Source organism: Exiguobacterium sp. E4787, from assembly GCF_018618375.1.
Taxonomy (GTDB): Bacteria; Bacillota; Bacilli; order Exiguobacteriales; family Exiguobacteriaceae; genus Exiguobacterium; species Exiguobacterium chiriqhucha.
Genome location: NZ_JACSLY010000003.1, coordinates 20180 through 34037, shown reverse-complemented (window position 1 = coordinate 34037; position 13858 = coordinate 20180). Strand labels below are relative to the sequence as shown.

The 13858-nt window shown below is 54.4% G+C and carries 15 protein-coding genes; 7 read left to right on the top strand and 8 right to left on the bottom strand.

Translation table 11 applies throughout. The features are described 5' to 3' along the window. Positions 1-36 precede the first annotated feature (36 nt). Entirely contained in the window at positions 37-1137 is a 1101-nt protein-coding gene (locus tag KNP80_RS05035) for a globin domain-containing protein (RefSeq protein WP_214719214.1), read from the top strand. Positions 1138-1198: 61 nt separating this feature from the next. Here KNP80_RS05035 and KNP80_RS05030 read toward each other — a convergent pair whose 3' ends face one another. The 6 genes from KNP80_RS05030 to KNP80_RS05005 all read right to left on the bottom strand — a co-directional run bounded on the left by KNP80_RS05030 (position 1199) and on the right by KNP80_RS05005 (position 4791). Then, positions 1199-1747 (bottom strand): hypothetical protein, encoded by a 549-nt coding sequence (locus tag KNP80_RS05030; RefSeq protein ID WP_214719216.1) that lies wholly within the window; start codon positions 1745-1747, stop codon positions 1199-1201. A gap of 22 nt (positions 1748-1769) precedes the next feature. Beyond that, on the bottom strand, positions 1770-2279 hold the full coding sequence (locus KNP80_RS05025; RefSeq protein ID WP_214719218.1) for a hypothetical protein: 510 nt from the start codon (positions 2277-2279) through the stop codon (positions 1770-1772). A 61-nt stretch (positions 2280-2340) separates the two neighbouring features. Continuing rightward, positions 2341-2754 carry a DUF350 domain-containing protein gene (locus KNP80_RS05020; RefSeq protein ID WP_021066039.1) on the bottom strand — a complete coding sequence of 138 codons (414 nt, stop codon included), beginning with the start codon at positions 2752-2754 and terminating at the stop codon, positions 2341-2343. Then, the gene (locus KNP80_RS05015) at positions 2751-3974 is read right to left on the bottom strand and encodes a glutathionylspermidine synthase family protein (RefSeq protein ID WP_214719220.1); all 1224 of its coding nucleotides are present in this window, start codon (positions 3972-3974) and stop codon (positions 2751-2753) included. Before KNP80_RS05015 ends, KNP80_RS05020 begins: the two co-directional genes overlap by 4 nt. Then, a complete protein-coding gene (locus KNP80_RS05010; protein WP_214719221.1) occupies positions 3971-4336 on the bottom strand; it encodes a hypothetical protein in 366 nt (121 codons plus the stop codon). Before KNP80_RS05010 ends, KNP80_RS05015 begins: the two co-directional genes overlap by 4 nt. Then, positions 4333-4791 carry a hypothetical protein gene (locus KNP80_RS05005; RefSeq protein ID WP_214833964.1) on the bottom strand — a complete coding sequence of 153 codons (459 nt, stop codon included), beginning with the start codon at positions 4789-4791 and terminating at the stop codon, positions 4333-4335. Before KNP80_RS05005 ends, KNP80_RS05010 begins: the two co-directional genes overlap by 4 nt. Before the next feature lie 103 nt (positions 4792-4894). On the opposite strand from KNP80_RS05005, the gene KNP80_RS05000 reads away from it, so the two are divergent. The 5 genes from KNP80_RS05000 (at position 4895) to amyS (ending at position 9741) form a co-directional block, all read left to right on the top strand. Beyond that, positions 4895-5926 (top strand): ion channel, encoded by a 1032-nt coding sequence (locus KNP80_RS05000; protein WP_214833544.1) that lies wholly within the window; start codon positions 4895-4897, stop codon positions 5924-5926. Beyond that, the gene (locus tag KNP80_RS04995; protein WP_214719224.1) at positions 5926-7053 is read left to right on the top strand and encodes a YfbR-like 5'-deoxynucleotidase; all 1128 of its coding nucleotides are present in this window, start codon (positions 5926-5928) and stop codon (positions 7051-7053) included. The genes KNP80_RS05000 and KNP80_RS04995 overlap by 1 nt, the downstream gene beginning before the upstream one ends. Before the next feature lie 114 nt (positions 7054-7167). Then, on the top strand, positions 7168-7500 hold the full coding sequence (locus tag KNP80_RS04990) for a PadR family transcriptional regulator (RefSeq protein ID WP_214719225.1): 333 nt from the start codon (positions 7168-7170) through the stop codon (positions 7498-7500). Continuing rightward, positions 7497-8024, top strand: a complete 528-nt coding sequence (locus KNP80_RS04985; RefSeq protein WP_214833959.1) for a DUF2812 domain-containing protein — start codon at positions 7497-7499, stop codon at positions 8022-8024. The genes KNP80_RS04990 and KNP80_RS04985 overlap by 4 nt, the downstream gene beginning before the upstream one ends. Positions 8025-8196: 172 nt before the next feature. Then, complete coding sequence (gene amyS / locus KNP80_RS04980) at positions 8197-9741, top strand: alpha-amylase (RefSeq protein ID WP_214833956.1); 1545 nt, start codon at positions 8197-8199, stop codon at positions 9739-9741. A gap of 56 nt (positions 9742-9797) precedes the next feature. Here the strand turns inward: amyS and KNP80_RS04975 are convergent, their stop codons facing one another. Further along, positions 9798-10628 carry a lipoate--protein ligase family protein gene (locus KNP80_RS04975; RefSeq protein WP_029594622.1) on the bottom strand — a complete coding sequence of 277 codons (831 nt, stop codon included), beginning with the start codon at positions 10626-10628 and terminating at the stop codon, positions 9798-9800. Positions 10629-10646: 18 nt separating this feature from the next. After that, positions 10647-11546: a lipoyl synthase gene (gene lipA, locus KNP80_RS04970; protein ID WP_353047974.1), complete on the bottom strand. Its 900-nt coding sequence runs from the start codon at positions 11544-11546 to the stop codon at positions 10647-10649. Positions 11547-11872: 326 nt separating this feature from the next. Between lipA and KNP80_RS04965 the strand changes: the two genes are divergently transcribed. Next, positions 11873-13822, top strand: a complete 1950-nt coding sequence (locus KNP80_RS04965; RefSeq protein ID WP_214833953.1) for a glycoside hydrolase family 3 protein — start codon at positions 11873-11875, stop codon at positions 13820-13822. Positions 13823-13858 lie beyond the last annotated feature (36 nt).

Below are 13858 nucleotides of genomic sequence, written 5' to 3'. Positions count from 1 at the left end.
ATAATGAACATGAACTTTCAAAAAGGGGGAAATAAAATGTTAGATCAACAAACGATGGATATCGTCAAAGCGACCGCACCGGTCTTGAAAGACCACGGTGTCGCCATCACGAGTCACTTCTATAAGCGCATGTTCGAAAACAACCCAGAGGTCCGTCAATTTTTCAATCATACGAATCAAAAACGCGGTCGGCAGCCAGAGGCGCTTGCCAACGCCGTTTACGCAGCAGCCGTCCATATCGATCGTCTCGAAGCGATCCTTCCGGCCATCCAACCGGCACTCCATAAACACAAGAGCTTGAACATCCGCCCAGAACATTATCCGATTGTCGGCGAGAACTTACTCGGAGCGATTCAAGATGTGCTCGGTGAAGCAGCGACGCCGGATATCATCGACGCTTGGGCGAAAGCATACGGTGTCATCGCTGACGTCTTCATCTCGCTCGAGAAACAAATGTACGATGATGCACCATGGATCGGTTTCAAACCGTTCACGGTTGCTGAAGTGATTGAAGACACACCGGAAGTGAAACGATTCCACATCAAAGCGAACGACGGAGTCGTCGGGACGGCCATCCCAGGTCAATACATCTCGGTTCAAGCCCGTATCGCTGGGGAAGACATCTTGCACCACCGTCAATATAGCGTCGTCGAAACGACAGAAGACGGTTACTGGATTGCGCCGAAAGCGGAAGGGCTCGTCTCAAACTGGCTCCACGAGCAGACGGTCGGTACGGAGATTCCAGTGAGTGCCCCGGCTGGCGAATTCGTGCTCGAAGCATCGGATCGTCCGCTCACACTCGTCGCTGGCGGGATTGGTATCACGCCGCTCTTCAACATGGCGAAGACGGCACTCGGTCAAGGCCGTTCGGTCACGTTGCTCCATGCTGTCCGCAGCACGAGCCTCCGTCCGCTCGGTGAAGAGCTCGATGAACTTGTGAACGCTGGTCTCCAGCTCATCACACACGTCGATGACGTATCAGGTTGCATGAGTGCGACACAGCTCGAAGCACTCGATGTCGACGGACACGACGTCTACACGTGCGGTCCGACCGCGATGATGGAGACGGTCGTCCAAACAATTCCACAAGCCCGTTACGAGTTCTTCGGTCCATCGGCCGTACTCGCCAAAGCATAAGAAAAGACGACCGCGAAAGCAGTCGTCGTATCACCGCAGACCGGTTATCGGTTTGCGGTTTTTATAGTTGCTCAGCGTGGATCACGTTTTTGTCGCGGTCGAGCGTTTCGATTGTCCAGTCGCCAAGTAGCGTCTTCTCTAGAGTAATCAAGTAAGTCCTGATATATCCTTCGTCTCGAGGATCGTTGACCATGTAGGTTTTACTCCAATCGGAATTCTGTAACCGCAAGTACACGACGTCTTCGGGTTGATTGTTCAACCGAACCCCAAGGTATTCGTCTGTTCCATTGCCAAGATGAGCCCAGTCGAATGGTGTTTCTTCAATTGTGTCACGGGTCGAGCTACTAAACTCACCGTTCGTTTTCATGATGCCTAGACCGAGAATCGTGTCGTCTGCGTTCGTGAATAGCGTGACGGTCGATCCTTCTAATTTATGGTATTCGTAAGCAGACCACCCTTGGGCAGTCATCTGGTCGTTCAATTCTTGTTGTACCTGTTCGGATGCTTGTTTTCGTTGTTCGTCGTTATAAGACCGGATACCGGCCGTGACTGAAATGGCGATGATAATGATCATACCTGTAAGGAATAATGCGAGTCTACGTTTTGACATTTTGCCTCTCCTTGTTCAGTTTTCAGAAATCGATCGAGTCAATGACTTGCTCATTTTGGTCTAACGTTTGAATCGTCCAATCTTCTTGAGGGACGTTATGTAATTTCAAGATATGATATTTAGAAAATGTATCCTCTTCGGGACGATTGAGGACGTGTTCTCCTTGCATACGCTCTCCGATGATGCGGAGAGAAGCCACTTTTTGAGGGTTGTTGTTGAGACGCACCCCCCAATAATAAGTGCCTTCATGTTCAAGCTCGATATAGTCGAACGGAGCTGCATCGACTGTCTCGACAGTTGTGGCACCATACCCGTCACCACTCATCTCGGCGAGTCCAAGCATTGTCTCGTTCTCATTTGTGAACAGGGCGAGGTTTGATTCATCAAATTGATCGAATGTATAGGCGTGAAAACCGTCATCAGCCAAATAGCGATCAAGCTTTCGATTCTCTAAAAATGTAGGTCCGTTTTGTATCAAGGCGATAAGTGCGATACAAGCTAGCAACACTCCGATAATTTTTCGTTTGAACATTTGTCTCTTCCTTTCTATAGCAACAGCCCATGCCTCAATCCTGAGCGCATGGGCTGTTTGATTAGTACGTCAAGCTCGCGGCGACGATGATGCCGACGACGAGTGAGGCGGAGAAGAGGCTAATCCCGATGGCGAGGTTGCCGTTCTCGACTTCTTTCTCTAAGTTCACGCCTGGTGTCAGGACGTATTCAAATGTCCAGAAGGCGAGCACTTGGGCAAGAATCCCGACGAGTCCCCAGATGAAGGCGTCGAGCAGGTTGACGCTGTTCGCCCACACCGTGTAGATGACGATGGCGAGTCCGATTGCTTTCCCCCAAAGTTTCAAGGCGACGGCGACGTTACCTTCTTTAATCAATTTACGTTCCGAATACTTCGTCGTAAGGGCGAAGACGACGAGTCCGGCTAAAATCAGGCCAAACCCTGTGCCGAGGTGAGCGAGGAAGCTCAAGATGGAATCGAGCGTGATGAACGTCATAAGTTATTCTCCTTTGTTGTGCCGATGGCTAAGTAGTAAGACTGGTTGTTCGTGATCATGCTGCCGGCGCGGACGCCGAGGGCGGACGGATGGCCGTTCAAACAAAAACAGCCGACCATGTAGTGCGTCTCGAGCGGACCGTTGACCGTGTTCGTCAGACGGGTCGGCAGCTCGATGAACTGTTGATACACCGCCGTCTCGTCCGCGTACGTCTGGAGCGCCTCTTTATGGAACGGGACGCCGGCTTGGTCATAGAGGATGACCGAGTCGCCTTCCCGGCCGAAGGCGGGCTTTTGCACGTACGCGCTCTGGCCGATAAACGGATCAGGCTCGAGATACGTCGGTAAAAAATAAGTCTCGATGATGGAACGTTCCGCTTCGTCGAAATATGTATCGACCTCATACAGTTCCCAAATGAGCGCTTGGACGCCTTTAGACTGCATGAGAAACGCCGAGAGCGGATTGAGTACCGAGACGCGTTTGGCCGCGTTTAGTTCGAGCAGGCGGATGCCGATCAAATCACCATTGGGTGCCTGGTCGTCGACCAGATGCTCGATCGGGTACGTCTGACGATATAACACGTCGACTTTTTCCCCAGATGGTGTGAAGACGCCGTCCGCCTCGACGAGCAATCGGTCGAGCGGGACGAATTCGGACGGCAAATCGAGCGTCTCTTGAAGGAAGCGCGTCGTCCATTTGTCCTCGATGTTGTCATCGTGGGCCGTAAAGACGATTTTCGGTGTCCCGTCCCGACCGAGTCGTTGCCACGCTGCGATGACGGCTTTTCGAAGTTCGGCCTTGAGCTCTTCGGTCGACGCCGCGTTCGGGTCGTCGAGCCCGAATTCTGTCGTCACATAGCCATTCACATCGAACAGTTCTTTGATGAACGTCGGTGTATCGGCATTGAATTCCATCAACTTGATGGTGCCGTCTTTGACGATCCAGTCATAGCGACCGATAATCGTCTCTTGCGGCAGTGACTTGTCCCGGAGGAACGGCAAGCTCGCCTCAGGGTAACCGAGCAAACGGAGCGTGTCGTCCGGGAGCGTGCGCAGCAGGCGATTCGCCTTGCGGAAAATCGTATCGACGTCACGCGTCGCCTTCCGAATTTGTCTCACCGTGTCACCCGACATGGCGAGACAGTCGTAAAGGGCGTACTCCTCGTCGTTCAAGTCAGGCCAAAAGAAAGGGATTTGGCCGAACAACGCGTCGCGCTTCATCCCCCGAAGCCGCCTTTTGAGCCACTGCCGAGGCCCGAGTTAGAGCCTGAGTTCGATTTGTTCGGGGTGATGCTGCTGGCGCCGCCATTCGAACGGTAATTTTTATAAGACGAGGAATTCTTCAATGCACTCTTTGAATTGAACAGGCTGCCGAGCAAGAAGAAGCTGCCGAAGTGAGGAGAACGCTCATCGTCACAGTAATATGACTCCGTCTCATCATCCCAGTCCCAATCGTCACATTCGTAGCCCGTCGGTTCTTCCGGTAACGTCGCTTGCTCGGTTTCGTCGGTGCCACACGCCGCGAGCGAAGCGGTTAACACTGCGGCCGACAGACCGCTCAAGATTTTTTTGCTTGTCTTCATGTTGATTCCTCCAATGTATAACCTGTAGGGGTGACGTAAATGACATAGACGCCGCGATCCTCATCCGTCTCGGCCGAGTCACGTTCATATTCTTTGCCGGCGACGTACAAATATTGGCTGCCGAGCATGGCAAGGGCGTCGAGATGACGGTCGACGTAATACGCCTCGAGCATCGGATTGGCGAACCGGTCGTCGAGCGTCCGGATCTCGACTTTGATGTCGGTCGTCTCATGCTTGTCGACCGGGCCTTCCGTGTAACGGTCGACGTAAATCAAGAAGTATTGCTCGCCTTCGAGCGCCGATGAGCGTTGCTTGTAGGTCATGCCGTCCTTGACGAAAAATTCGCATTCGCGACGGGCAAGTACTTCATCGAGGCCGAGCGATGTATAATGGTAGAGTGGCTCGAATGAAAGTTCATTTTTATAAAGTCGATATTCCAAAACGATTGAGTTCATGACGTCGTCCTTTCTTTTTTCTTTCTATACGGAACCGAACGTAAGGTGGTTTCGTAAATCAAGTAAGTTGTCTCTAGTATATAGGAAAAGGAGGGGTTTTTCTGTGCATATCTTTTTTCGTGTCTGGCGCGGATTATCGAAATTATCGTTTTTGAACGTCGTCTTGGCATCGCTCGTCATCATCTTGACGGGTACCGTCCTCGGGTTTGTGCTCGAGCCGGAGACGTTCCCGTCGATGTTCGACTCATTCTGGTGGACGATGACGACGCTCACGACCGTCGGATACGGTGACTTTTTCCCGACATCGGTCGCGGGACGTTGGCTCGGGATTTTCTTGTTCCTGTTCGGGATCGGGATTATCGGGGCGTTGATTGGAAAACTCGTTGAAGTCGGTGCGACGTTTCAACGGTTAAAACGGGAGGGGAAGTTAGTGTATCGAGGAGAAGGGCATTACGTCTATATCGGCTGGTCGCCGAAGACGAAAAAGGCAATTGATGAAGTGCTCGTCTATGAGCCAAAGGCTGAGATCGTCTTAATCGATCAGTTGAAGGAAGAAGCGTACGACCACGACAATGTCCACTTCGTCCACGGTGACGCGTCGGATGAGGCCGTACTCTTGCAGGCCAATATTTTAAAGGCGCGCCGGGTCGCCATCTTCGCGGATGCCCGCATCACGGAGACACTCCTCGCTGACGGGAAATCGTTGCTCATCGCGTCAGCGGTCGAAGCGCTCTCGTCTGAACGTGGCGTCGATTTGCATACGGTCGTCGAGGTGTGCGAGGAACGGAACATCTCGAAATTCAAACACGTCCGAATCGACGACTTTATTCTCGCGAACGACTCGGTGTCACTCCTCATGGCGAAAGCGACGCTGCAGCCGGGGACGACATCGATTTTCCGTCAGCTGCTTAGTAAACAGTCAGGCGGCAACATCCAGGCGCTCGCACCGAAACCGGAATGGACGACCATCCGGGACGCTGCGGAAAGTTTGTTGCATCAAGGCGTCACGTTAATCGCCGTCAACGACCGTCTCGATTACGCGACGGTGCTCGATACACCGCTTCAGGCGAGCGATATGCTTTACATCGTCTGTCACGATGACTCGTGGGAGCGACTGAACCAAGGAGGAATTTGATGTATAACGGAACGTTTATCCGCAAGATGACACGCATGCAGAACGTGCAACGATGGGACGAGTATGCGCCGCATTATCATGACAACGCGGCAAGCCACAGTTTCCGCGTCGCTGTCTTCAGCTTGATCGCGGCATACTACGAAGAGAACAAAGGACGGGACGTCAACTTGCTCGACGTGCTCGGCAAGGCGCTGTTCCATGATATGAACGAAGTGCAGACCGGTCCAATCATGCACCGGACGAAAAAAGAACCGACGCTCAAAGAACATATCGAACGGATGGAGCGGACGGCGAGTCTCGGACTCGTCGAGTTGTTGTCGCAGTCGCTCCGGCCGCATTTTTATCGTTTCCTCGTCGAAGCGGAGGACGACTCATTCGAAGGACGGCTCGTCGATGGAATCGACTCGTTCGACGCGATGCTGTTCGTTCGTCGGGAAGTCGGCCACGGCTCGCCCCATTTCGTCGCCAAGCTAGAAGAGATGAAAGCGGCCCTGCGCGAACATCCGCTCGAATCGGTCCGTTGGCTGTATGAACAAGTCGAAGCGGAGACAGACGTGGCGACGTTCATCGAGAACGTCATGCGGATGGACAGTGTCCGGCGGTGGAAAGGCCGATTCAACACGATTGACGATAACGACGCCATCCATGGCTTCCGGGCGGCCGCGCTCGGGATGTTCAGCGGATTGCTCGAGCGTGAGAAATATGACGTCGATGTCGATGTCGCCGAGCTGACAGCGCGCCTGCTCTGTCACGATCTCGTCGAAGGGGTGACCGGGGACGTGCTCGGCCCGGTGAAACATTCAACTGCCGAGACCGGTGCGGCGTTCGAGGCGTATGAACGGGCCGAGAGCGAGGCGCTCTTGTCGCTCCTCCCGGGCTATATGCAGCCGGCGTTCCGGCGCTATATGGCCGATTCGAAAGATGACACGTATGAAGGCATGCTCGTCGACATGATGGACAAGCTCGACGCGCTCATCAAGATGAACATGGAGCGGAAGATGAACGGGGCCGAATATGAGGTCACGTATCGCGAGCAACTCCGTAAAGTGCAGATGCGTTACGAGAACCCGAGCATGTTGTTCTTCTTGGCGTACATCTTGCATGATTTAGATTACGTCACCAGTTAACCAGGTCGCAGACAAATTGTCTGCGGCTTTTTTTATATCATTCATTGACATATATCATTCAACGATATATATTAAGGGTAAGATATATCAATGAATGATATAGGAGGTGGCGGGATGCCGCGTAATGATACGATCGAGCTCGGCGAATTGACCGACAGCATGCTCTATATCCTGCTCGCCTTGACCGAGGCGCGTCACGGCTATTTGATTATGCAGTTCGTCGACGAGTTGACGAACGGGCGGATTAAAATCGGGCCGGCGTCGATGTACACAATCATCAAGAAACTCGTGAACGCACAGCTGATCGAGCCGATTGACGGGGACGGGAAACAGAAACGTTATGTGATCACGGCACAGGGGCGTGCGCTCGTGGCGGAAGACTTGAAACGCAGGCAAGCGATCGTCGATGATGCACGCTTCATTTTAGAAGGGGAGGGACAGCGATGAAACGGAAATATATGTCGAGTTGGGGACTGGCGTTCGCCGAAGAACGGGAAATGAAAAAATTGGAACGGATGGCCGCTCAAGGCTGGCATTTAGAGAAGTTCGCGCCGCTCGGCTACACGCTCGTTGAAGGCGAACCGATGGATGTGCGCTACAGTCTCGATTATCGGAAACAACCGGACGCGGAATATTTCGAGCTGTTCGCCGCGAGCGGCTGGGAGCATGTCACGTCGACAGGTGAAGAGATTCATGTGTTCAAAGGTCGTCCGGACGCGACGCCTCTCTATACCGATCGCCAGACGACCGAAGAGAAATACGGCCAAGTCGAGCGGACGATGGGCCGGGGGGCGCTTATTTGCTTACTGTTATCACTGGGATTCGTGTTCATGCTTCAACTAGATTGGCCGCAGACGGCGGAAGCCATCATCTTGGTGCTACAGACGCTGGTCGCCATCGGGCTCATCTTCACCGGACTCCCATATCTCGGATATTTCGTGAAGCGAAAACGTCTGGAACGGAATGACTGACTAGGCGGATGGCACAAGCCATCCGTTTTTGCTTTGGTCGACTGTACTATTCAAAGAAAAAATAGTTAGGCGCAGAGAACTGTTTTATGGAAATCCTCTATTCAACCAAAATAGAATCGGGCATGATGAATAACGAAAGCGCTTGCATTCATTTTGAAGAGGAGGAACGGGCATGGGTAAACGACGGAAAGGTTTAGCGGTGACAGCTGGTGTCACTGCGATTGCACTGCTTGCCGGGCAACCGGTCGCACAGGCGGCGACGCCGCAAAACGGTACGATGATGCAGTACTTTGAATGGTACGTCCCGAACGACGGTCTGCATTGGAACCGGTTATCGAACGATTCGCAGCACTTGAAAGACATCGGGGTGACGACGGTGTGGATTCCGCCGGCGTACAAAGGCACGTCGCAAAACGATGTTGGCTACGGCGCGTACGATTTGTATGACCTCGGCGAGTTCAACCAAAAAGGGACGACCCGGACGAAGTACGGGACGAAAGCGCAGCTCCAGACCGCCATCTCGAACTTGCGTGGTAAAGGGATCGGCGTGTACGGCGATGTCGTCATGAACCATAAGGGCGGGGCCGACTATACCGAATCCGTTCAGGCGATTGAGGTCAATCCGTCGAACCGGAACCAAGAGACGTCCGGCGAGTACGCCATCTCGGCCTGGACCGGCTTTAACTTTGCGGCCCGTAACAATACATACTCGCCGTTCAAATGGCGCTGGTACCATTTTGACGGTACCGATTGGGATCAGTCACGCAGCTTGAGCCGCATCTATAAGTTCAAGAGCACAGGCAAGGCGTGGGACACGGACGTGTCGAACGAGAACGGCAACTATGATTATCTTATGTATGCCGACGTCGATTTCGAGCATCCCGAGGTCCGCCAAGAGATGAAGAACTGGGGCAAATGGTACGCCGACTCGCTCGGGCTCGACGGTTTCCGGTTGGATGCGGTCAAACATATCAGCCACTCGTACTTGAAGGAGTGGGTGACGAGCGTGCGCCAGACGACCGGGAAAGAGATGTTCACGGTCGCCGAGTATTGGAAGAACGATCTCGGTGCCATCAACGACTATCTGTATAAGACGGGCTACACGCACTCCGTCTTCGATGTGCCGCTCCATTACAACTTCCAAGCGGCCGGTAACGGCGGCGGGTATTACGATATGCGCAACATCTTGAAAGGAACCGTCACCGAACAGCATCCGTCGCTGTCCGTGACGATTGTCGATAACCACGACTCACAGCCGGGCCAGTCGCTCGAGTCGACGGTCGCCAACTGGTTCAAACCGCTCGCCTACGCGACGATCATGACGCGCGGTCAGGGTTATCCGGCCCTCTTCTATGGAGACTATTACGGCACGAAAGGGACGACGAACCGCGAAATCCCGAACATGTCGGGCACGCTCCAACCGATTTTGAAGGCACGAAAAGACTTCGCCTACGGGACGCAGCATGACTACCTCGATCATCAGGACGTCATCGGCTGGACACGTGAAGGTGTGACCGACCGTGCCAAATCGGGTCTCGCGACGATTCTATCGGACGGTCCGGGCGGCTCGAAGTGGATGTACGTCGGCAAACAGAACGCCGGCGAGGTATGGAAAGACATGACGAACAACAACGCCCGTCTCGTCACGATCAATGCTGACGGCTGGGGTCAGTTCTTCGTCAACGGAGGCTCGGTCTCGATTTATACGCAACAATAACGAAAACACCCGATCGAAGTGAGGTGATCCTCTCTTCGATCGGGTGTTGTTTGAATTTAGCGTTTCCAGACCCACTCGTCACTCTCGTATTTGGCGACGAGTTCCTGAATCTCATGTTGTTGTGCCTCGGTGAACGTCAGCGGTTCGAACGTCAAATCGAACGCGTCGCGGAACCCGTCCGTGAAAGCTGCGGCGACCTCGTCGAACGCGACCTTCCGGCCGAGCGTCTCGTTCAACGAGACGGCCTTGTCGCCGAAACGTGCCTTCGCCTCGGCCTTTTCATCGGCCTCGAGGTTGAAACAGTCGAACAGGACGTCATCATCAATCGACAATGGGATTGATCCGTGCTGAAGGACTGCGCCTTGATGGCGGACTTGGGCGCTCCCGGCAATCTTTTTTCCGTCGACAGCGAGCTCATAGTACGAGGCGGCGTCGAAACAGACGGCCGACTTCGGTTTTCGGAGCGCCTCGCGATCGGCCTCGGTCAAGGGGACCGAGAATTCGGCCGGGACGCCGAGCGCGTGATAGCCGCGCCGCACCCCTTCGGTCAGGAGGCGATAGCTCTCGATGACGTTCGTCGGCAAGGACGGCATCGTCTCAGGCAGAATGACGCTATACGTCAATTCGTCCGCATGGAGGACGGCCCGTCCCCCGGTCAAGCGGCGGACGACGGGAATGCCGTTCGCGTTAAGCGCCTCGCGATCAAGATCACGCGTCGCCCGTTGAAAGCGTCCGACGCTGATGGCGTGCGGTGCCCAGGCGTAAAAACGGAGTGTCGGTTTCATGTCGCCGCGTGCGACCCAGCCGGCGATGGCTTCATCGATTGCCATGTTCTCGGCCGGGGACAGCGGGGCGGTGTGGAGCAAATGCCATGTCGTTCCAGTCATATCGGTCTCTTCTTTCTCTTAATCGATTGGCAACATCGTGTGACGACGTGCCTTGTGGACTTGTTCGTCCGCGTGATACGAGGAACGCACAAGCGGTCCGGCCTCACAGTGGGAGAAGCCTTTCGCCAACGCGATCTCTTTCAGCTCGGCGAACTCATCTGGATGGTAGTAGCGCTCGACGTCGAGGTGCTTCTTCGTCGGCTGCAAGTATTGGCCGAGCGTGAGGATGTCAACGTGATGGGCCCGGAGGTCGTCCATCGCTTGAATCAACTCTTCCTTCGTCTCGCCGAGTCCGACCATGATTGACGACTTCGTCGGGATGTCCGGGTTCAGTTCTTTCGACCGTTTTAAAAATTCGAGCGTCCGGTCGTACGTCGCTTTAGCGCGGACTCTCGGTGTCAAGCGGCGCACCGTCTCCAAGTTATGGTTCATGATGTCCGGGCCGGCATCGATGAGCGTCTGGAGCGCCGAGAAGTCACCCATCATATCGGACGGGAGCACTTCGATTGACGTCTCCGGGTTCATGCTACGGACGGCGCGGACCGTCTCGGCAAACACCGTCGCCCCGTAGTCGTTCAAGTCGTCGCGGGCGACGGCTGTGATGACGACGTGCTTCAAATTCATGAGGCGGACCGACTCGGCGACACGTTTCGGTTCCTCCCAGTCGAGCTCATTCGGTTTACCCGTCGTGACCGCGCAGAAGCGGCAGGCACGGGTGCAGATGCTCCCGAGAATCATGAACGTCGCGGTGCGGCGAACGGCCCAACATTCATGGATGTTCGGACATTTCGCTTCCTCACAGACCGTATGTAAGTTTTTCTCGCGCATCATCTTTTTGAGACCGGTATAAGTCTCGTTCGTGTTCAGTTTAATCTTTAACCATTCCGGCTTTCGTTTCAGTTCCCCTCGTGCCAAGATGATTTCCCCCTTTTTGAAAGTTAACCCCTAACAAAAAGAGTTTACCAAAGATGAAGGCGAATTCGAACCAGCGAAATTATTGGCTTTGCCAATACAGGTCGGCTGTGTGTCAAAACAGAACATATATTTCAAAATGGTTACGCTTTCATGTGAAGTGTTGTTTCCCATTTTTTGAATTGCTATACTGACGTTGACCACCTGAATAAGGACCATATGTAACTGATACGATCAGGCATGGGGTGAACGAGCGTTGGTGAGGCAACGCTTCTTCCTCCATGCCTTTTTGTTTGGGGGTCGGGGAAACTTTCAAAAAAGGAGTGGGGAACATGAACAAAGCATTGAACTGGACGGCGACACTGGGGCTAACGACAGCGCTACTCGTCTCATCGGTCCCGATGGCGACTGCGGTCGTAGCGGAGGAGACGCCAGCAACGTCGATTGAGCAGCGTGTGGACGCCAAGCTCGCGTCGATGACGCTTGAACAAAAGCTCGGTCAAATGATCATGCCAGACTTCCGATTATGGAACGGGGCGAACCATACGGCACTCGCGACAGATGTGGCGCGCGTCGTCGATCGGTTTGACCTCGGGGGTGTCATCTTGTTCGCGGAAAACGTGACCGAGACCGAACAGACGACGAAACTCGTCCACGACCTCCAAGAAGTCGTCAAACAAGACGAAAGCAACGACGTACCGCTCTTCATCACGATTGACCAAGAGGGTGGAATCGTGACACGTCTCGGAACGGGCACGAACTTGCCGGGTAACATGGCGCTCGGGGCGACACGGAGCAGTCAGTACGCCTATGATGCGGGGAACATCATCGGTTCGGAACTGAACGCACTTGGGGTGAACGTCAACTTCGGTCCCGTACTTGACGTCAACAACAACCCGGCCAACCCGGTCATCGGCGTGCGCTCGTTCTCGAGCGACCCGGAACTCGTCGGCGAGCTCGGCTCAGCGATGACGCAAGGGATTCAAGACCAGGGCGTCGCCGCGACAGCGAAACATTTCCCGGGTCATGGTGACACGGCGGTCGACTCGCATTATGGCCTGCCGATTGTCGACAAATCGCTCGAGGACTTGCGTGGACTTGAACTGTTGCCGTTCAAACGGGCCATCACCGAAGGCATCGATATGATTATGACGGCACACATCGGGATGCCGCAAATCGAGGATGAGGTCGTCAACTCGCCGCGCGGCACGTTCCCGCTCCCGGCGACGCTCTCAGATGACGTCATCACGGGCGTCTTGCGTGAAGACATGGGCTATGAGGGGATCGTCATCACGGATGCGTTGAACATGCAGGCGATTGCCGATAACTTCACGGAAGCGGAAGCGGTCATCAAGACGTTCGAGGCGGGCGTGGATATCGCGCTCATGCCGACGATCCTACGGTCGAACGCGGACGTCGTGAAGCTCGAGACTATCTTTGAAGAAGTGATGGCAGCGGTCGAGGATGGACGCCTGTCAGAAGATAAGATTGATGCGGCCGTCGAACGGATTTTGACACTCAAAGCGGAACGCGGCATTTGGCAAGAGTCGGTCGACACGACGACGCTTGAAGCGAAACTCGCTGAGGCGAACGCGGTCGTCGGCAGTGCCGAGCATAAAGCGAAAGAACGTGAAATCGCCGAAGCGGCCGTCACGCTCGTGAAGAACGACGACAAGACGCTTCCGTTCAAACCGAAAAAAGGTGAGACGGTCCTCGTCTTGTCACCGGCGAAAGACCAGACGGACAGCATGATCAAGACGATCAAGTCGCTCGAGAAGAACGCCGGCAACATGAAAGACGTGAACGTCATCGCCGCGAACTATACGGCATCGACGAAACACTTAGATCAAAACCCAGACTTGAAAGCGAAACTCGATGCGGCCGACTATATCATTGTCGGTTCGAACGTGAACAACAGCGCCAAGCTGAAATCGACGTCGGCTGACAACTACGTGCCGGCCGAAGTGTTCCGTTACGCGAACGAGACGGGCAAGAAGTCAGTCTTGCTCAGCCTGCGTAACCCGTACGATGTGGCGGTTCAGCCGGACGCACCGGCCCAGCTCATCATCTACGGCTTCAAAGGTGACCCGAACGGACCGGACTCAGAGGCGGGCAATGCCAAATCGGCAGGACCGAACCTCCCGGCCGGCATTCGCGCCATCTTCGGCGAAGTCAAACCGACGGGCAAACTCCCGGTCGACGTACCCACGTTCGAGAACGGCGCGTTCGGCGACGATCTCCACCTTGAATTCGGTGACGGATTCCGCAACTGGAATAAATGAACAAAAAACCGCGAGCGCCCATGAGGGTGCTCGCGG